Origin of the sequence: Pseudomonas sp. Nvir, from assembly GCF_963778085.1 — a bacterium.
GTDB classification, from domain to species: domain Bacteria; phylum Pseudomonadota; class Gammaproteobacteria; order Pseudomonadales; family Pseudomonadaceae; genus Aquipseudomonas; species Aquipseudomonas juntendi.
In genome coordinates this window covers 775,898-794,479 of record NZ_OY970405.1, presented here as the reverse complement: position 1 = coordinate 794,479, position 18,582 = coordinate 775,898, and the positions used below count along the sequence as shown (strand labels likewise).

15 protein-coding genes and 1 pseudogene are annotated in these 18,582 nt (G+C 62.6%); 8 read left to right on the top strand and 8 right to left on the bottom strand.

Going from position 1 to position 18,582, the window contains the following annotated elements; translation table 11 throughout:
* Positions 1-17: 17 nt before the first annotated feature.
* A complete protein-coding gene (gene rplU, locus AACG97_RS04005; protein WP_003247466.1) occupies positions 18-332 on the bottom strand; it encodes a 50S ribosomal protein L21 in 315 nt (104 codons plus the stop codon).
* A 244-nt stretch (positions 333-576) separates the two neighbouring features.
* Between rplU and AACG97_RS04000 the strand changes: the two genes are divergently transcribed.
* The 3 genes from AACG97_RS04000 to AACG97_RS03990 all read left to right on the top strand — a co-directional run bounded on the left by AACG97_RS04000 (position 577) and on the right by AACG97_RS03990 (position 2,383).
* Positions 577-1,545: a polyprenyl synthetase family protein gene (locus AACG97_RS04000; RefSeq protein ID WP_029884883.1), complete on the top strand. Its 969-nt coding sequence runs from the start codon at positions 577-579 to the stop codon at positions 1,543-1,545.
* A gap of 167 nt (positions 1,546-1,712) precedes the next feature.
* Complete coding sequence (locus AACG97_RS03995) at positions 1,713-2,054, top strand: zinc ribbon domain-containing protein YjdM (protein WP_009686103.1); 342 nt, start codon at positions 1,713-1,715, stop codon at positions 2,052-2,054.
* An 83-nt stretch (positions 2,055-2,137) separates the two neighbouring features.
* On the top strand, positions 2,138-2,383 hold the full coding sequence (locus AACG97_RS03990; protein WP_054903906.1) for a PA4570 family protein: 246 nt from the start codon (positions 2,138-2,140) through the stop codon (positions 2,381-2,383).
* A 113-nt stretch (positions 2,384-2,496) separates the two neighbouring features.
* Here the strand turns inward: AACG97_RS03990 and AACG97_RS03985 are convergent, their stop codons facing one another.
* From AACG97_RS03985 to AACG97_RS03970, 4 genes are all read right to left on the bottom strand, one after another.
* Positions 2,497-3,114, bottom strand: a complete 618-nt coding sequence (locus tag AACG97_RS03985; RefSeq protein ID WP_009686101.1) for an FKBP-type peptidyl-prolyl cis-trans isomerase — start codon at positions 3,112-3,114, stop codon at positions 2,497-2,499.
* A gap of 127 nt (positions 3,115-3,241) precedes the next feature.
* Positions 3,242-3,730, bottom strand: a complete 489-nt coding sequence (locus tag AACG97_RS03980; RefSeq protein ID WP_003247486.1) for a TIGR00645 family protein — start codon at positions 3,728-3,730, stop codon at positions 3,242-3,244.
* Between the two features lie 147 nt (positions 3,731-3,877).
* Positions 3,878-4,216: a PA4575 family protein gene (locus tag AACG97_RS03975; RefSeq protein WP_009686099.1), complete on the bottom strand. Its 339-nt coding sequence runs from the start codon at positions 4,214-4,216 to the stop codon at positions 3,878-3,880.
* Positions 4,217-4,378: 162 nt separating this feature from the next.
* Entirely contained in the window at positions 4,379-6,817 is a 2,439-nt protein-coding gene (locus AACG97_RS03970; RefSeq protein ID WP_197886161.1) for a Lon protease family protein, read from the bottom strand.
* Positions 6,818-7,078: 261 nt separating this feature from the next.
* On the opposite strand from AACG97_RS03970, the gene AACG97_RS03965 reads away from it, so the two are divergent.
* From AACG97_RS03965 to AACG97_RS03950, 4 genes and pseudogenes are all read left to right on the top strand, one after another.
* Entirely contained in the window at positions 7,079-7,567 is a 489-nt protein-coding gene (locus AACG97_RS03965) for a DUF3015 domain-containing protein (protein ID WP_009686097.1), read from the top strand.
* Positions 7,568-7,636: 69 nt separating this feature from the next.
* Positions 7,637-9,490, top strand: a complete 1,854-nt coding sequence (locus AACG97_RS03960; protein ID WP_054913978.1) for an Lnb N-terminal periplasmic domain-containing protein — start codon at positions 7,637-7,639, stop codon at positions 9,488-9,490.
* Between the two features lie 121 nt (positions 9,491-9,611).
* On the top strand, positions 9,612-9,968 hold the full coding sequence (locus AACG97_RS03955; protein WP_009686095.1) for a hypothetical protein: 357 nt from the start codon (positions 9,612-9,614) through the stop codon (positions 9,966-9,968).
* 68 nt (positions 9,969-10,036) lie between these two features.
* Positions 10,037-10,533, top strand: a pseudogene (locus tag AACG97_RS03950) (GreA/GreB family elongation factor).
* A 49-nt stretch (positions 10,534-10,582) separates the two neighbouring features.
* Here the strand turns inward: AACG97_RS03950 and gdhA are convergent.
* From gdhA to AACG97_RS03935, 3 genes are all read right to left on the bottom strand, one after another.
* Positions 10,583-11,923, bottom strand: coding sequence for an NADP-specific glutamate dehydrogenase (gene gdhA / locus AACG97_RS03945; RefSeq protein ID WP_197886162.1), 1,341 nt, complete (start codon positions 11,921-11,923; stop codon positions 10,583-10,585).
* 230 nt (positions 11,924-12,153) lie between these two features.
* Complete coding sequence (gene ettA, locus AACG97_RS03940) at positions 12,154-13,821, bottom strand: energy-dependent translational throttle protein EttA (protein ID WP_009686092.1); 1,668 nt, start codon at positions 13,819-13,821, stop codon at positions 12,154-12,156.
* A gap of 237 nt (positions 13,822-14,058) precedes the next feature.
* Positions 14,059-14,457: a hypothetical protein gene (locus AACG97_RS03935; protein WP_029884888.1), complete on the bottom strand. Its 399-nt coding sequence runs from the start codon at positions 14,455-14,457 to the stop codon at positions 14,059-14,061.
* Between the two features lie 248 nt (positions 14,458-14,705).
* Here AACG97_RS03935 and AACG97_RS03930 point away from each other — a divergent pair, with 248 nt between their 5' ends.
* Entirely contained in the window at positions 14,706-18,536 is a 3,831-nt protein-coding gene (locus AACG97_RS03930) for a sensor domain-containing protein (RefSeq protein ID WP_225786128.1), read from the top strand.
* Positions 18,537-18,582 lie beyond the last annotated feature (46 nt).

Genomic DNA, 18,582 nt, shown 5'->3' with positions numbered 1-18,582 from the left:
TCAGGGGATCTAGGGGATTAAGCCTGGATGCCGGTGATTTTGATCTCGGTGAACCACTGGCGGTGGCCCATACGCTTCATGTGGTGCTTACGACGACGGAACTTGATGATGCGAACCTTGTCGTGGCGGCCTTGCGAAACGACTTCGGCCACTACTTTAGCGCCAGCAACAACTGGAGCACCGATGGTGACTTCTTCACCGTTGGCGACCAGCAGGACGCGATCGAAAGTCACGGATTCGCCAGTGGCGACTTCCAGTTTTTCGATCTTGAGGAATTCACCTTCAGCGACTTTGTACTGCTTGCCGCCGGTAACGATTACTGCGTAAGACATGGTATTTCTCCGATAATCCTGCTCACCCAGCGCTTTATATGATGAGTATTGGCTGGCATGGCTGCACAGGGCTGGAACGGCCCGGCGCAATTGCGTAAGGCAGGTGCTGCCCAGGAAGTTAGGGTGCGCGATTGTACGCAACCACGGTTTTGCTTGCAAGTGCCGCCCCCGGCCAGCTGGCACCGCGCCTTGACACACCGGGACCTGCGACCTAGCATGCCGCGCAACCTCACTGGAGCAGCCGATGCAACCCCAAACCTTCTACCGCGCGGTAGCTGATGATTTCAGCGCCGTCGACGAGATCATCAAGAAGCAGCTGACCTCGCGCGTGCCGCTGGTATCGAAGATCGGCGACTATATCACGTCCGCCGGCGGCAAGCGCCTGCGCCCCCTGCTGGTCCTGCTGTGTGGCAAGGCCCTGGGCCGTGAAGGCGACGACCTGCGCCTGCTGGCTGCCACCATCGAGTTCCTGCACACCGCCACCCTGCTGCACGACGATGTGGTCGACATGTCCGGCATGCGCCGCGGGCGTTCCACCGCCAATGCCCTGTGGGGTAACGCGCCGAGCGTGCTGGTGGGTGACTTCCTTTATTCGCGCTCGTTCGAAATGATGGTCGAGCTGGGCTCGATGCCGGTCATGCAGATCCTGTCCAAGGCCACCCGGGTGATCGCCGAGGGTGAGGTGCTGCAGCTGTCGCGGGTACGCGACGCCAGCACCACCGAGGAAGTCTACATGGAGGTCATCCGGGGCAAGACGGCCATGCTGTTCGAAGCTTCCACCCACAGCGCCGCGGCGCTGGCCGAAGCCACGGACGCGCAGCGCGAAGCCCTGCGAACCTTTGGCGACCACCTGGGCGTGGCCTTCCAGCTGGTCGACGACCTGCTGGACTACAAGGGCGACTCGCAGACGCTGGGCAAGAACGTTGGCGACGACCTGGCCGAAGGCAAGCCTACCCTGCCGCTGATCTATACCATGCGCGAAGGCACTGCCGAACAGGCTGCGCTGGTGCGCCAGGCCATTCAGAAGGGCGGCCTGGAAGACCTCGAGCAGATTCGCGTGGCAGTCGAGGAATCGGGTGCGCTGCAGTACACCGCAGAGCTGGCTCGTGATTACGTGAAGCGCGCCATTGCATGCCTTGAGGTGCTGCCGGCCAGCGAGTACCGCGATGCGCTGGTTGAGCTGAGCGAGTTTGCAGTCGCGCGCACGCACTGACAGACCGAGCCGCTTCTTCGCGGGCTTGCCCGCTTCCACAGGTTGATACCGACACTGTGGGAGAGGGCAAGCCCGCGGTTGCTTTTGTCCGGACATAATCCCTTCTGGAAAAATACCTTTTACAATGCGGGCTTTCTACCGCCCGTCTGTTTGTTTGAGGAACCGAAGTGAGCACTCTGCCACCCTGCCCGAAATGCAATTCCGAATACACCTATGAGGATGGCACTCAGCTGATCTGCCCTGAATGCGCCCACGAGTGGTCGGCCAGCGGCGATGCCGAGGCCGCCAGCGACGAGGTGGTGAAAAAGGATTCGGTCGGCAACATCCTGCAGGATGGCGACACCGTTACCGTGATCAAGGACCTGAAGGTCAAGGGTTCATCCCTGGTGGTCAAGGTCGGCACCAAGGTCAAGAACATCCGGCTGTGCGATGGCGACCACGACATCGACTGCAAGATCGACGGCATCGGCGCTATGAAGCTGAAGTCCGAGTTCGTTCGCAAAGTCTGATTACATGAATTCCGCCAATTGGCGCTTGCTATTCTGATAATAAGAATTATTCTCATTGGAATCGATTTCCAAGGAGAGTAGCCATGACTTATCTGATCGACGCCTGGCTGGACCGCCCTCACCCTTACCTGCGCATTCTTCATCGGGAAACCGGCGAAGTGTGCGCGGTACTCGAAGCAGAAGCCCTCGACGAACTGCGTGACCAGGGCGACCTGGACATGAGCGGGTTGAATTCGAGTGAACCGGGGGTATTGAAGGAGTTGGTGCGGAATCTGTTTCTGTTCTGCTATGCGCGGGCGTTGCGCCCTACGGGAACAGACTGGAACTGAGGTTTTCAGGCCCGGCCTCATCGCTGGCAAGCCAGCTCCCACAAGTACTGCTAACGCGACACCTGTGAGAGCGGGCAAGCCCGCGAATGGGCCGCAAAGCGGCCCCGGCGATCTTACAGAACGTCGAGCAGCTCGACGTCGAACACCAGCACGCTGTGTGGCGGGATGCTGCCCACGCCTTGGGCGCCGTAAGCCAGCTCGCTCGGCACGTACAGGCGCCATTTGCTGCCTGCGTTCATCAGCTGCAGGGCTTCGGTCCAGCCAGCGATCACGCCGCCGACCGGGAATTCAGCCGGCTGGCCACGCTCGTAGGAGCTGTCGAACACAGTGCCGTCGATCAGGGTGCCGTGGTAGTGCGTGCGCACGTTGTCTTCACGGCTTGGCTTGGCGCCGTCGCCGGCAGTCAGCACTTCGAACTGCAGACCGGAAGCCAGGGTCGTGATGCCGTCACGCTTGGCGTTCTCGACCAGGAATTCCTTGCCCGCGGCAGCAGCGGCTTCGGCCTTGGCCGCCGCTTCGGCTTGCATCACTTCGCGGATGACCTTGAAGCTGGCCGACAGGTCGGCTTCGCTGACGCGGCTGTCGGCGCCGTTGAAAGCGTCGGTCAGGCCGGCCAGGATCGCTTCCAGGCTGACGCCTGGTGGTGGGTTGTCCCGCAGCTGGCCGCCCAGCTGACGGCCAATGCCGTAGCTGACGCGGGTTTCGTCGGTGGACAGGTTGAGTTCGGACATTGTCGTGCTCCACTGCAGGGCGCAGTGCAGCCGCGCCCTTGATGAAAAGGGCGAGCAGCCTAGCACACTGGGCCGCCGCGAGCAGCTACCAGGCCGAAGGCTGCGCGCGCGAACAGCCCTGTACAACTCAGTGCTTGGTCAGCTTGTCCAGGTAGCCCATGCAGAACGCCGAAACCACGAAGGTCATGTGAATGATCACGTACCACATCAGGTAGTCGGTGGAGATGTTCTGTGCGTCCATGAACACTCGCAGCAGGTGAATGGACGAAATGGCCACGATCGATGCGGCCACCTTCATCTTCAGCGACGAAGAGTCCATTTTGCCCAGCCAGTTGAGCTTTTCCTTGCTTTCGTCGATGTCCAGTTGCGAGACGAAGTTCTCGTAGCCGGAAATCATCACCATCACCAGCAGGCCGCCCACCAGCGACATGTCGATCAGCGACAGGATCACCAGGATCAGGTCGGCTTCACTGAGGGCGAAGACGTTGGGCAGGACGTGGACCACTTCCTGGAAAAATTTCAGCGCCAGGGCCAGCAGGCCGAGTGACAGGCCGAAGTAGATCGGGGCGAGCAGCCAGCGCGAGGCATACATCGCGTTTTCGAGGATACGTTCCATGAAGTTCGGGACTCATCAGGTGACTAAAAAAGCGACGGCGAGTATAGCCAGCCACCTGTTGCAGCAAAAGCCCGATCCAGGCGACCACGCCCCCCTGTAGGGCGGCCTTGCGTCGCGATGGGCCCGCAAAGCGGCCCTAGCGCTCGCTCAGGTCTCCGGATGGAACTGGTAGTCCCCCAGGTTCCGGCAGCGCTCGCCGTTGATCCGGCGCAGCTGCGCCTGCAGGTGCAAGCACCAGATCTGCGGGTCTTCTGCCACTTGGTACCCGTGCAGGGTCAGGCTGTCGACGATGGCATGCAGCACCGACTCGGCCACCATTGGCCCATGGAACGGCCCCTGGGCCTTGATTGCAGAGGGTTGTTCACCGGCCATGCCGGCGGCGAACAGCAAGGTCCACATGCCGGTGTCGCCGGCCAATGGGCGGATGCTGCATTCGATGCGGGTCACCAGGCCCAGGCACTGGCGTGTGAGGCTGAGGTTGCGCATGGCCGCGTCCCCTCCAATGAGCCTTGTTCAGCCTGAAACCCTCAGGCTGTTTCCATCCTGAACGCTGTTCCTTCCTTAAGTTCCAGCATAGAAGAGCAAAACAGAAAGTTGGAAAACCGGCGCTGAACGGTAGCACATGGCCGCCAGCGCCGGTTTATTGACTTAGGCGGGCTTGGCCTGAGCGATGACTTCCTCAAGGCGCTCCTTTTCCGCCTTTTCGATCTCTTCCTCGCTGATCATCTCGGCAATTTCACGTAGGCGCTCCACCACCCGGGCGTTGACACTGCCCTCGGTGAACTGGCCCTTGTCATCCAGCACGCCGGCCTCTTCGCCCACCAGCAGGCTGAGCGCCTCGTCGGCCTGGCTGACGGCGTAGACGTGGAACATGCCGTTTTCCACAGCCTGCAACACACGCTCGTCCAGCATCAGGGTAGCCACGTTGGCACGCGGGATGATGACCCCCTGCTCGCCCGTCAGGCCACGGGCTTCGCACAGCCGGAAGAAGCCCTCGATTTTCTCGTTCACCCCACCCACGGCCTGCACTTCACCAAACTGGTTGATCGAGCCAGTAATGGCGAAGCACTGCTTGAGCGGTGTACGCGACAAGGCCGAGATCAGCGTGCACGCCTCGCCCAGCGAGGCGCTGTCACCGTCGACATAGCCGTAGGACTGCTCCAGGGCGATACTCGCGGAAATCGCCAACGGGAATTCCTGGGCGTAGCGGCTGCCCAGATAACCGGTGAGGATCATCACCCCCTTGGAGTGGATCGGCTGGCCCAGGTTGACCTCTCGCTCGATGTCGACGATACCGCTGCCGCCCGGGTATACCGTGGCCGAAATACGTGCCGGCATGCCGAACGCCGAATCGCCGACTTCCAGCACCGTCAGCCCGTTGCACTTGCCAATCGCCGCACCCTCAGTGTCGATCAGGATGATGCCGGCAAGCATGTCGTCCAGTACCCGCTGCGATACCCGGCCGGTACGAGTGGCCTTGGCCTTGAGCGCCCGCTCGATATGGCCGGCGTCAGTCATTTCGTCACCGGCCAGCTTGCGGATGAAGTCGGCTTCGCTGACCAGCTGGAACAGGTCGCCGATACGGGCCGACAAGCGCGACTGGTTCTCCGCCAGGCGTGCGCTGAACGTGGCCAGGCGCGCCACCGCATCGCTGGTCAGCGGCGCCATGCCTTCTTCGTTGGTGCGGGTGCGCAACAGCTGGGCGAATTGCTCCAGGTTCTCGTCGACCATGGGCATGTCTTCGTCGAAGTCGACCAGCACGCGGAACATCTCCTGGAAGTCCGAGTCGTGGTCCTGCAGTGCGTAATACAGCTGCCGCGAGCCGATGATCACCAGCTTGACATTGAGCGGGATCATCTGCGGCTGCAGGCTGACAGTAGCCACCCGGCCCAGCTCACCGATCGGCGATTCCATTTTCAGCTTGCGCGATTGCAGCGCACGCTTGAGCGCGTCCCACACGAAAGGTTCGCCCAGCATCTTCTCGGCTTCGAGGATCAGGAAGCCGCCATTGGCCCGGTGCAGCGCCCCCGGGCGCAACTGGCGATACGAGGTATACAGCGCGCCCTGGTCGGTGCTGTATTCGATGCGGCCAAACAGGTTGTCGTAGGTCGGATGCGGCTCGAACACCACCGGTGCGCCACCGTTGGCGTAGTGGCCCACGACCAGGCTTGGCGCGTATTGCTCTTCCAGCAGCTTGCGGGCAACGGCGTCGGTCTTGCTGTCATCAACCAGTTGCTCGACCACGGTGCGCAGCAGGTTCAATTGCACCGATTGCAGGTAGGCGCAGACCGCGGCGTTCTCGGCGTACTTTTCCGAAAGCGGCGCCAGCAGCGGTTGCAAGGCCAGGGTGATGGTTTCTTCGTTCAGCTGGCGCAACTGGTTGTTCGACTCGCGCTTCCATTGCGGCAGGCTGGCCAACTCCTCGTTCAGCTGCTCTTCGAGCTGGGCGATGTCTTCGTGGAACTGCTCGCGCACCTCTTCCGGCAACTGGGCGAATTCCGCTTCGTCCAGCGCCTTGCCATCGGCCATGGGGGTAAAGGCGACGTTGCTGGAGTCGCGGTACAAGGCCACGTCCTTCTCCAGCGACGCCCGCTCGATCACATCCAGGGCGCGGTCATAGCGCTGGTTGAAGGCGCGGTCGATGGCGCCCTTCTTCTGCTGGTACGACGGGTGCTCGAACACCGCCGGGAAGGTGGCCAGCAGGTTGTCGATCAGCCCGCCCATGTCGGCGATGAACTCGGTGGCGGTGCCGGACGGCAGCTCCAGTGCCCGCGGCTCGCGGGTGTCGTCGAAGTGGTTGACGTATACCCAGTCGGCCGGGGTCTGCTGGCGTTTGCCTTCGGCCTTGAGGTAGCGTTTGACGAACGAGAAACGCCCGGTGCCGGGCTCGCCCATCACGTACACGTTGTAACCAGGGCGTGGCATGGCCACGCCGAACTGCAGGGCCTCGACAGCACGCTCCTGGCCCAGGACTCCGCGAAACGGCTCCAGATCGTCGGTATTGGTAAAGGCAAACTGCTCGGGTGAGAAACGCCGGGTCAGGGCTTCAGGCGCAAGACGCAGGCGCGCAGCGACAGGATCGGGCATTGGGTTTCCTTACTTCGGCGGGGCAGATACGCAGCATTCTGGCGCTGCCCGCGCGCGCCTTGCAAGGCTCCCGGGGACTTTATATCGCCGCACCTCACCGCCAGAGCAGGTATTCGAACAGCAAATTTTTCGCAATCAACAACGCAACCTTTAGATCGTGCCTAAACTCCAAGCTGCGCGGGTGGGTGAAATGCTTTCCCGACCTGGCAACCGAGTTGCCAGAAAACACTGACCCTTGGTTATGACAAAGAGAAAAAAGCTATGAAACGGATTCTTCTGGGTACTCTGTTCACCGTGGTCTCGCTCAACGCCATGGCAGAAGCGCCAGGCGGCCCGAACTGCGGCTGGGGCAACATGCTGTTCGAGGGCCAGCGCGGCACGCCGGCTCACTTCCTGGCTTCCACCACCAACGGCACCTCTGGTAACGCCACCTTCGGTATGACCTCCGGCACCAACGGCTGCTCGACCAAGGCTTCGCTGACCTACGGCGGCAAGTCCTGGTTCGCCATGAACGGCATGATGAACGAGCTTTCCGAAGACATGGCCATGGGCCAAGGTGAAGCACTGACCACCTATGCCGTGGTACTCGGCGTGGCCCCGGAAGACCGTGGCTACTTCAACTCGGTCACCCACCAGCACTTCAACCAGATCTTCAGCAGCGCCGACGTCACCGCTGAAACTGTCCACAGCAACACCCTCGCTGTACTGAAGGGCGACCCACGCCTGGCCAAATACGCTACCGAGGCCTAAGCTGCAGCTCCCGCCCCTTCGGGGGCGGGTTTCGCCTTTTTCGGCATCGTTCAGAAGTAGTTGCCCGATATGCTCAAACGCTTCGCTGCCCTCGCGCTGTGTGTCTGCGCCCCTGTTCACGCCGCCCCTGTGCTGGATCAAGGCCGCCTCCAGCAACTGGCCAATACCCCCTACTGGATTGCCTTGGGTCATTACGAAACCGCCAAGCTCGGCGGCTGGCGCAGCTATGTGGACGATGACGCGTTCTTCCTGGCCAAAGACGGTGCGCACCACCCCGACCAGGAGCTGCAAGCCACGGTGCAAGCCCTGTACGCCCCGGCCAGCCTCGGCGACAAACATGCCCAGTGCGTATTCCCCGCACGCACCCGCTGGCTGCGTGAGCAGCTGAATTTGCAAGGCTTGCCACAACCGGACTGCCAGGCGTTCAACACCTGGTACAAATCGGTCGACCCGCACAGCGCCGCGCTGATTTTCCCGGCGGCCTACCTGAACAGCCCCTCGTCGATGTTCGGCCACACCCTGCTGCGCATCGACCAGTCCACTACCCGCAGCGACGACACCACGCTGCTGAGCTACGCGATCAACTTCGGCGCCTACATCGAAGGCAGCGACAACAGCATCCTGTATGCCTGGAAAGGCCTGATGGGCGGCTACCCGGGGCTGTTCGCGCTGATGCCCTACCAAGAGAAGCTCTCCGAATACCGCAGCCTGGAAAACCGCGACCTGTGGGAATACCAGCTGGACCTGACCCCACAGGAAACCGGGCGCATGGTCGAGCATGTGTGGGAACTGAAGCAGATCCAGTTCGATTACTTCTTCTTCGACGAGAACTGCTCGTACCGCCTGCTGGAACTGCTGCAGGTGGCCCGCCCAAGCCTGGACCTGACATCGCAGTTTCCGCTGACCGCGATCCCCACCGACACGGTCAAGGCCGTGAAGCAATCCGGCCTGGTCGCCAGCGAAACCTACCGCCCTTCGCGCGAACGTGAGCTGCTGGCCCGCGCCGAGCCGCTGGACCACAACGAAAAGCAACAGGTGCTGGCGGTCAGCGCCGACACCGCGCAACTGCAGAGCCCTGCGTTCAAGGCGCTGCCCCGCGAGCGCCAGGCGCTGGTGCAGGACGCCGCCTATCGCCTCGAGCGCTACCGTGCCAACGGTCAGGAACGTGACCCGGGCCAAGCCAAGCGCAGCTTCGAACTGCTGCGGGCGATCAACGGCAACCCGCCCCCGCCGCTGCAGGTAGAGCGCCCCGGCCTGCCCGAAGACGGCCATGACTCACGAACCTGGCAACTGGGGGTGGGCACCCGCGAAGACCGTGCCTACGCCGAGTATGGCCTGCGCATGGCCTACCACGACCTGAACGACAACGCCTATGGCTTCCCGCTGGGCGCGCAGATCGAGATCCTGCAATTGAAGGTGCGCCAGTACGAAGGCAACGACTGGCAGGTACAACGCCTGGACTTGGCCACCATCCGCTCGCTGACCCCACGCAATGCGTTGCTCAAGCCTTGGTCATGGCAAGTGGCTGGCGGCCTGGAGCGGGTACCCGGCAAGCATGATGACGAGGTGCTGGTGAGCCATGTAAATGGTGGCGCCGGCGGTACCTGGCAACTGGCCGATGGCTTGCTCGGTTTTGCCTTGGGCACGGTGCGGGTGGAACACCACAACGACTTCGCCGAATTCATTGCCCCGGCCGCGGGGTTCAATGGCGGGCTGCTGTGGCGCAACGGGCTGGGCAACATGACCCTGGAGGCCAAAGGGGATTACTTCACCAATGGCGAAGTACGTCGCAGCCTGAGCCTGAACCAGCAATGGGAAATCAGCCAGAACCTGGGGGTGAGGTTGAGTGCGTCGCGTGAGTTCAGCCACCTGGCCACTGCGCAGAATGAGGTGATGCTGGAGCTGAAGTGGTACCACTACTGAAGATTGTGGGTTGCCTGCACAGGCAACAGTGTGGCCCGACCAACTCTTTGACACTGTTTTGACACCAACCCGACAAATCGCCACCTAGACTTGCCCCTATCGACGGGAGGGTCAGGTGGTTATGTCGCGGTACTGGTTCGGCGTGTGCATTGCGTTGTTGCTGTCAGGTTGTGAAACCACCCACGAGCAAATGCTCGCCAACGGCTATCCCCCTGCCTATGCCGATGGCTTTCAGGACGGCTGCAGCAGTGGCCACCAGGCCGCCGGCACCATGGCCGGCGACTTTCGCAAGGACGTACCCCGCTACCTGCACGAGCGCCAGTACGAAACCGGCTGGGACGATGGCTTTCGCCAGTGCCAGGCCATGCAGAACACTGAAGAGCAGCGCCAGTACCACGAGCGCTTCTGGGACCAGCGCGACCGCGAGTGGCAGCAGGAAAAGGACCGTGGCGCCGCCAAGGCCTATCGCCACGACTGAGGTCGTTAACGGACATTTCTTTAAACCTGCGGCCTGCCATGATGGTCTTCTGCACAAGGAGGCCTTGCATGAGCCGAGCATTCGTCAATGAGGACCAAGCCGCCGCCCAGGCCGATCAACCGGTAGAGCGGCGCGTCAGTGAGCAACCCAACTATGTGACCGCCAGCGGCCTGCGCCAGTTGCAGGAACGTGTGGCCGAGTTGAATGCCTTGCGCAGCGACCTGCAGGCGCAGGGCGAGCGTGTGGACAAGCAGCGGCTGGCCGATACCGAGCGCGACCTGCGGTACTTCAGCGCGCGGGTGCAGAGCGCCCAGGTGGTACCGCCCGCGACGTCGCACAGCAAGGTGCAGATTGGCAGCCGGGTACGCTTTGTCGACGCGCAAGACCAGGCGCATGAGGTACGGCTGGTGGGCGAGGATGAGGCGGATGCCGGGCGCGGCCTGATCAACTGGGGGTCGCCGTTGGGGCGGGCTTTGCTGGGGGCGGGGCCGGGGATGAGGTGGTGTGGCAGCGGCCGGTTGGGGAATTGGTGATCGAAGTGACTGACGTGATCGCTGAAGGTTGAGGTGCTTTGTATCGCGACGGACCGCAAAGCGGCCCCCTGCGATCCCGGATCAAACCACGCCCTGAGCCAACATCGCATCTGCCACTTTGACAAAGCCGGCGATGTTCGCACCTTTCACGTAATTGACCCGGCCATCCGCCTCTTCACCATAATGCACGCAAGCATGGTGGATCGATTGCATGATGTTGTGCAGCTTGCTGTCCACTTCGCCGGCAGTCCACAGCAGGCGCATGGCATTCTGCGACATTTCCAGGCCAGACACGGCCACACCGCCGGCGTTGGATGCTTTGCCCGGGGCATAGAGGATGCCGGCTTCCAGGAAGATATCCACCGCTTCCAGGGTGGTCGGCATGTTGGCGCCTTCGGCCACGCAGATACAGCCGTTGGCCAGCAAGGTACGGGCGTCTTCGGCGCCCAGTTCATTCTGCGTGGCGCATGGCAAGGCGATGTCGCATGCCAGGCTCCAAGGGGTCTGGCCCTTGCGGAACTCCAGGCCGAACTGCTCGGCCAGCTCGCTGATACGGCCCCGCTTGACGTTCTTCAGCGCCATCAGTGCTTCCCACTGGGCATCGGTCAGGCCGGCTTCGGCATACAGCGTGCCTTCGGAGTCCGACATGGAGATCACTTTGCCGCCCAGGTCCATGACCTTGCGCGCGGCATACTGGGCAACGTTGCCCGAGCCCGACACCGCCACGCGACGGCAGTCGATGCGCTTGTCCTGGCGCTTGAGCATTTCCTCGGCGAAATACACACAACCGTAGCCGGTGGCTTCGGGGCGAATCAGGCTGCCACCGTAGGTCATCCCCTTGCCGGTCAGTACCGATGTGAACTGGTTGGCAAGCCGCTTGTACTGGCCAAACATGAAGCCGATTTCGCGGGCACCCACGCCGATGTCACCGGCCGGCACGTCGCAGTCGGCGCCGATGTGGCGGTACAGCTCGCTCATGAACGCCTGGCAGAAGCGCATCACTTCGGCGTCGCTCTTGCCTTTGGGGTCGAAGTCCGACCCGCCCTTGCCACCGCCCATGGGCAGCGAAGTCAGGGAGTTCTTGAAGACCTGCTCGAAGGCCAGGAATTTCAGCACGCTGAGGTTGACCGAGGGGTGGAAGCGCAAGCCGCCCTTGTACGGGCCGATGGCGCTGCTCATCTGGATACGGTAGCCGCGGTTGACCTGCACTTTGCCCTGGTCATCGACCCACGACACGCGAAACAGCACCGCACGCTCCGGCTCGACCATACGCTCCAGAATGCCGGACTGCAGGTAATGAGGGTTGGCCTCAAGGAAAGGCCATAGCGTGCGCAGCACTTCTTCCACTGCCTGATGGAACTCGGGCTGGCCTGGGTCGCGCTGTTGCAGGCGCGCGAGGAAACTGTCGACAGATTCGATCATGGTAGACATCTCACCGAAGATTTTGGACTTATTGGTTTTTCGGGAATGTACCAAGAAGCAATCGCACCGGAACAGGGCGACATGTCGTTTTTCTGAATTTATTTGGTGCGTTTTATATAAGTGTATACAAAATAAGCCGCGATACTGGCCTGTAAACAGCCACGCCGGTAAACGTCAGGCACAAAAATGGGGCCTCCAAGGGCCCCATTCTTGTGCATCAAAACACTGGCTTACTGGGCCAGTTTCTTGTGCCTTACCCGGTGCGGCTGGGCAGCAGCGTCACCCAGACGCTTTTTGCGGTCGGCTTCGTACTCGGTGTAGTTACCCTCGAAGAACACCACGTTCGAGTCGTCTTCGTACGCCAGGATGTGGGTCGCCACACGGTCCAGGAACCAACGGTCGTGGGAAATCACGATCGCGGCGCCCGGGAAGTCCAGCAGGGCTTCTTCCAGCGAACGCAGGGTTTCCACGTCCAGGTCGTTGGACGGTTCGTCGAGCAGCAGGACGTTACCGCCCTCCTTCAGCGTCAACGCCAGGTGCAGGCGACCCCGCTCACCACCGGACAGGTCCTTGACGAACTTCTGCTGGTCGCCGCCTTTGAAGTTGAAACGGCCAACGTAAGTGCGCGACGGGATCTCGTAGTTGCCGATCTTGATCATGTCGGAACCGTCGGACACCTGCTGGAACACGGTCTTGCTGCCGTCCAGGTCTTCGCGGCTTTGGTCGACGCAAGCCAGTTGCACGGTTTCGCCGATTTCGATGCTGCCCGAATCCGGCTGTTCCTTGCCCATCAGCATGCGGAACAGGGTGGACTTACCAGCACCGTTACCACCGATCACGCCGACGATCGCGCCTTTTGGCATGGCGAACGATAGGTTGTCGATCAGTACGCGGTCGCCATAGCCCTTGGTGACGTTCTTGAACTCGATGACCTTGTCACCCAGGCGTGGGCCGGCCGGGATGTAGATCTCGTTGGTTTCGCTACGCTTCTGGAATTCCTGCGACTGCATTTCTTCGAAGCGCTGCAGGCGGGCCTTGGACTTGGACTGGCGGGCCTTGGCGCCTTTGCGCACCCATTCCAGTTCCTCTTTCATGGCCTTTTCATGGGCGCTTTGCTGCTTGGACTCCTGCGCCAGGCGCTCGGACTTGGCTTCCAGCCAGCCCGAGTAGTTGCCTTCGTACGGGATGCCGGCGCCACGGTCCAGTTCCAGGATCCAGCCAGCGACGTTGTCGAGGAAGTAACGGTCGTGGGTAATCGCCACCACCGTGCCCGGGAAGTCGTGCAGGAAGCGCTCCAGCCAGGCCACCGAGTCGGCGTCCAGGTGGTTGGTTGGTTCGTCGAGCAGCAGCATGTCTGGGGCCGACAGCAGCAGGCGGCAAAGGGCCACACGGCGCTTCTCACCACCGGACAGGTGCTCGATGCGGGCGTCCCAGGCCGGCAGCCGCAGGGCGTCGGCAGCGACGTCCAGCTGGCGCTCCAGGTTGTGGCCATCGGCGGCCTGCAGGATGGCTTCCAACTTGGCCTGTTCGGCGGCCAGCTTGTCGAAGTCGGCATCTGGTTCGGCGTAGGCAGCGTACACCTCGTCCAGGCGGGCCTGGGCGTCCTTGATCACGCTGACCGCTTCTTCGACCACTTCGCGGACCGTCTTGCTCGGGTCCAGTTGCGGTTCCTGGGGCAGGTAGCCCACGTTGATGTCGGGCATCGGACGGGCTTCGCCGTCGAATTCCTTGTCGACGCCCGCCATGATCCGCAGCAGGGTCGACTTACCGGCGCCGTTCAGGCCGAGCACGCCAATCTTGGCGCCTGGGAAGAATGACAGGGAAATGTTCTTGAGAATTTCCCGCTTCGGCGGCACGACCTTGCTCAGCCGATGCATGGTGTAGACGTATTGAGCCAAAACCAAGCCCTCTAATCAGGTAAGTAAAGACATCGACGATCGCCCTGGCGCGCTGACCAGGGAGATGTGTGTTTGGGTGTAATTGAACAAAGGCGACCATTCTACGCCATCGCACGGCGTTTCATAGGCGGGGCGATGGTGGGCAGGGAACGGTGTGATCTATGGGGAAATGTGTTGCCTGTGGCGGCCCCTTCACGACTTTAGCCGCGAAAGGGGCGGCACAGCTGCCGAGATGGCTCAGACGTGACGCTGCCGGGCCTTGCCACGCGGCAACCGGCAACGGTCACCCTGCTCGGCCAGGCGCGCGGCCCAGGCAGACTTCACGCTGAAGCCACTGCTGCGGGCAGGCTGCTGCTCGGCAACATTCGCGGGTTTGGCGGCCGCAGGGGCAGTGCTGACCACCTTGGCTGCAGGCTTGTGGGCCGCAGCCACTGCCGGCGCTGCCGCCTTGGCGGTCTTGCGCAGTTCAGCCAGCGACGGGGCCTTGGGCTTGGCCGAACTGGCCGCTTCAGGTTTGCTCAGCGAACGCTGGCAAGACTTGCAGGATACGTCCTCGGTCACGGCAGTGCTGACAAGGGTCTGACTGCTACGCCCACAGGCGGAATCGAGGCCATTGGAGGAAAAGTGAGTAACCAAAAGCGAACATCTCCGATGCGTTGTCATGTAAAGCGGGCGGCATTCTCGCACAGGTTGCAGGGGCTTGCCGAACCGGCGGGCAGTCGCCATCGGTCCAGATGGCTGGCACTTTGCCATAATCGTAGGCATGCTAGCCGGTTTCGGGTGTCCGGCCTTATAGTGCGCCACCACGGTGTGACTGCCGGACATCGGTACATGCCGTGCACGTTTCGTCCCTGCCATCGCCAGCCCAATCGCAGGATCAGCGCTTGATCAATCTTACTCACCCGTCGTCACTGCGTTCCGCGCCTGAAGCACCCGCCTCTACCCTGCGCGGGTCGATCAAGGGCACGTTGGCGCTGCTGGCCCTGATCCTGCTGGGCCTGCTGCTGTGGCAACTGTTCGTCCAGTTCAACCACACCCAGGCCGACCTGCGCGCGCAGAGCCTGGATGCCAGCGTGGAAATGGCCGACCACCTGAACCTGAACATGGCGTTCAAGGCCCAGCAGGCGCTGAATGTGGTACAGCCCTACATCAACCCGCCGACGCCCGCAGCCATGCCCAGCCTGGTGGATACCCTGCGCCAGCGCCTGCCCGACCTGCAAAGCCTGGCCTGGCTGGACAGCACCGGGCAGTTGCGCGCCGACAGCCTGGCCGGCAGCCCGGACCGGCAGTGGCTGGACGAGTTGCTGGCGCTGAACCAGGGGCGTGCGTACTTCTTCACCAATTCGCCCGACAACCACACGCTGTACATGCTGCTGCGCCAGGCCACCGAGCAGGACCGCGGCTACTGGCTGCTGCGCCTGTCGCCAGACTACTACCGCGAGCTCACCCTGCACCTGGACACCGGCACCCACCCGTTATGGCTGCTGGAAAACAGCCGCACCGGCGAAGTGCTGCAGCGCCATGCCCCCACCGCTACCAGCGATGACCCGCTGCAAAGCGTGATGCTGGCCTTCATCGACAACAGCACCTGGCAACTGCGCGGCCTGTTCGACGCCAAGCTGATGCAACAGAAGCTGCTGCCGGCGCTGATCGGCAAATGCCTGCTGGTGCTGTTTTGCGCCCTGCTGCCGGTGCTGGCCCTGATCAACATGCGCCGGCGCCAGCGTGCGCTGCAGGAAGACCGCCGGCGCTACCAGGAAATTTTCGAAGGCACCGGCGTGGCCCTGTGCGTGCTCGACTTGTCGAGCCTGCCGGGCCAGCTGGACCGCTACCACCTGCGCAACCGCGCCGCACTCAAGCACAGCCTGGCCCTGGATCCAGGCCTGCGCCGGTCCCTGCTGCTGGAACTGAAGATCACCGAAGTCAACCAGGTGGCCCGCCAGTTACTGAACATCGACTGCCATGAAGGCGCCTGGCAGCGGTTGATCGACGGCACCGGCGATGGCCGCGACAGCATCGGCATGCAACTGATCGACGCGCTGATCGAACAGCGCCAGGTGCTGGAGCTGGAAGTACGCCTGCCGTCACCGCTGGGTGGCGAGTTGCACCTGTGGTTGATGGCGCGCCTGCCGCAACAACGGCGTGACTACCAGGCGGTGATCCTGAGCATCAGCGACATCACCAGCCGCAAGCAGGTCGAACTGTCGCTGCTGGAGCGCGAAAGCTTCTGGTCCGACGTGGTGCGCACCGTACCCGACCAGCTGTACGTGCAGGATGTGCTCAGCCAGCGGATGATCTTCAGCAACCGCCACCTCGGCCAGACACTGGGCTACGACCGTACCGAGCTGGCACACATGGGCGAGCGCTTCTGGGAACTGCTGCTGCACCCCGAAGACGCCGCGCACTACCAGGCCTTGCGCCAGCAACAGCGGAACAATGGCCACGACCAGCAATTGCACTGTCAGTTGCGCTTCCGCCACCGGGACGGCAGTTGGCGCTGCTACGACATCCGTGAGCAGGTACTGACCCGCAACGCCGAAGGCCTGGTAACGCGCATCATCGGCGTTGGCAAGGATGTCACCGTACAGATCGAGGCCAGCCAGTCGCTGCGTGACAGCGAGCAGCGCTACCGCATGCTGGCCGAAAGCATCAGCGACGTCATCTTCTCCACCGACAGCCTGCTCCAGCTCAACTACGTCAGCCCGTCGGTGCAGAGCGTGCTGGGCTACCAGGCCGAGTGGATCTTCACCAACGGCTGGCAGTCGATCATCGCCAACCCGGCCCAGCTCACCGGCATCTACAGCCTGATGGAGCGGGTCAGCAAGGCCATGGGCGACGCCGAGCAGTTGGCCCAGCTGCGCAGCCAGCTGCCGACCCAGCTGTTCCTGTTCGACTGCCTGCGCGCCGATGGCCGCAAGATCCCGATCGAACTGCGCCTGGTGCTGGTGTGGGACGACGACCAGCGCTTCGAAGGTGTGCTGGGGGTCGGCCGCGACATCAGCCAGCAGCGCCGCGCAGAAAAAGACCTGCGCATGGCCGCGACGGTATTCGAGCACTCGACCTCGGCGATTCTCATCACCGACCCGGCCGGCTATATCGTCCAGGCCAACGAAGCGTTCAGCCGGGTCAGCGGCTACGCCGTCAGCGACGTGCTCGACCAGTTGCCCAGCATGCTCACGGTCGACGAACAGCAGGAAAGCCACCTGCGCTACGTGGTCAAGCAACTGCACCAGCGCGGCAGCTGGGAGGGCGAGGTGTGGCTCAAGCGCCGTGACGGCGACCACTACCCGGCCTGGGTCGGCATCACCGCAGTGCTGGACGATGAGGGCGACCTGGCCAGCTACGTGTGCTTCTTTACCGACATCAGCGAGCGCAAGGCCAGCGAGCAACGCATTCACCGCCTGGCCTACTACGACGCCCTCACCCACCTGCCCAACCGCACGCTGTTCCAGGACCGTTTGTACAACGCCCTGCAACAGGCCGAGCGGCAAAAGGCCTGGGTGGTGCTGATGTTCCTCGACCTCGACCGCTTCAAGCCGATCAACGACTCGCTTGGCCATGCCGCCGGCGACCGCATGCTCAAGGACATGGCCTTGCGCCTGCTGGCCTGCGTGGACGACGACGACACCGTGGCGCGCATGGGCGGCGACGAATTCACCTTGCTGCTGCAACCGCGCGCGACCCGGGAAATGGCCTTGAACCGTGCCATCCATGTGGCCGAGAACATCCTTGCCAGCCTGGTGCGGCCGTTCGTGCTGGAAAACCGCGAGTTCTTCGTCACCGCCAGTATCGGCATCGCCCTCAGCCCGCAGGATGGCAGCGAGCTGAGCCAGCTGATGAAAAACGCCGACACCGCCATGTACCACGCCAAGGAACGCGGCAAGAACAACTTCCAGTTCTACCAGGCCGAGATGAACGCCAGCGCCCTGGAGCGCCTGGAGCTGGAAAGCGACTTGCGCCACGCCATGGAGCAGAACGAGTTCATCCTGTACTACCAGCCGCAGTTCAGTGGCGATGGCAAACGCCTGACCGGTGCCGAGGCGCTGCTGCGCTGGCGGCACCCGACCCGCGGCCTGGTGCCGCCCGGCGACTTCATCCCGGTGATCGAGGAACTGGGCCTGGTGGTGGATGTGGGCGACTGGGTGCTGCGCGAGGCCAGCCGCCAGCTCAAGGCCTGGCACAAGGCCAAGGTGCGGGTGCCCAAGGTCTCGGTGAACATCTCGGCGCGGCAGTTCTCCGATGGCCAGCTGGGCACCCGGATTGCCACCATCCTTGAGGAATGCGGGCTACCGCCGGCGTGCCTGGAGCTGGAACTGACCGAGAGTATCCTGATGCGTGAGGTGAACGAGGCGCTGCAGATACTGGCGAGCCTGAAGAACCTTGGCCTGAGCATTGCGGTGGATGACTTCGGCACCGGCTACTCGTCGCTGAACTACCTCAAGCAGTTCCCTATCGACGTGCTGAAGATCGACCGAACCTTCGTCGACGGCCTGCCCGAAGGCGAGCAGGACGCGCAGATTGCCAGGGCGATCATCGCCATGGCCCACAGCCTGAACCTGGCGGTCATCGCCGAGGGCGTGGAAACCCACGAGCAACTGGAGTTCCTGCGCGAGCACGGGTGCGACGAAGTGCAGGGCTACCTGTTCGGGCGCCCGATGCCGGCGCATCAGTTCGAGGCACAGTTCGCCAACGAGACGTTGTTCATGTTCCATTGACGCTGCCTGCACTGGCCTCATCGCAACTATTGATTCAGGAGGACCT

Coding starts and splice junctions, on each gene's coding strand:
- rplU (WP_003247466.1), bottom strand. CDS start 332: ATGTCTTACGCAGTAATCGTTACCGGCGGCAAGCAGTACAAAGTCGCT.
- AACG97_RS04000 (WP_029884883.1), top strand. CDS start 577: ATGCAACCCCAAACCTTCTACCGCGCGGTAGCTGATGATTTCAGCGCC.
- AACG97_RS03990 (WP_054903906.1), top strand. CDS start 2,138: ATGACTTATCTGATCGACGCCTGGCTGGACCGCCCTCACCCTTACCTG.
- AACG97_RS03985 (WP_009686101.1), bottom strand. CDS start 3,114: ATGTCCGAACTCAACCTGTCCACCGACGAAACCCGCGTCAGCTACGGC.
- AACG97_RS03980 (WP_003247486.1), bottom strand. CDS start 3,730: ATGGAACGTATCCTCGAAAACGCGATGTATGCCTCGCGCTGGCTGCTC.
- AACG97_RS03975 (WP_009686099.1), bottom strand. CDS start 4,216: ATGCGCAACCTCAGCCTCACACGCCAGTGCCTGGGCCTGGTGACCCGC.
- AACG97_RS03970 (WP_197886161.1), bottom strand. CDS start 6,817: ATGCCCGATCCTGTCGCTGCGCGCCTGCGTCTTGCGCCTGAAGCCCTG.
- AACG97_RS03965 (WP_009686097.1), top strand. CDS start 7,079: ATGAAACGGATTCTTCTGGGTACTCTGTTCACCGTGGTCTCGCTCAAC.
- AACG97_RS03960 (WP_054913978.1), top strand. CDS start 7,637: ATGCTCAAACGCTTCGCTGCCCTCGCGCTGTGTGTCTGCGCCCCTGTT.
- AACG97_RS03955 (WP_009686095.1), top strand. CDS start 9,612: ATGTCGCGGTACTGGTTCGGCGTGTGCATTGCGTTGTTGCTGTCAGGT.
- gdhA (WP_197886162.1), bottom strand. CDS start 11,923: ATGATCGAATCTGTCGACAGTTTCCTCGCGCGCCTGCAACAGCGCGAC.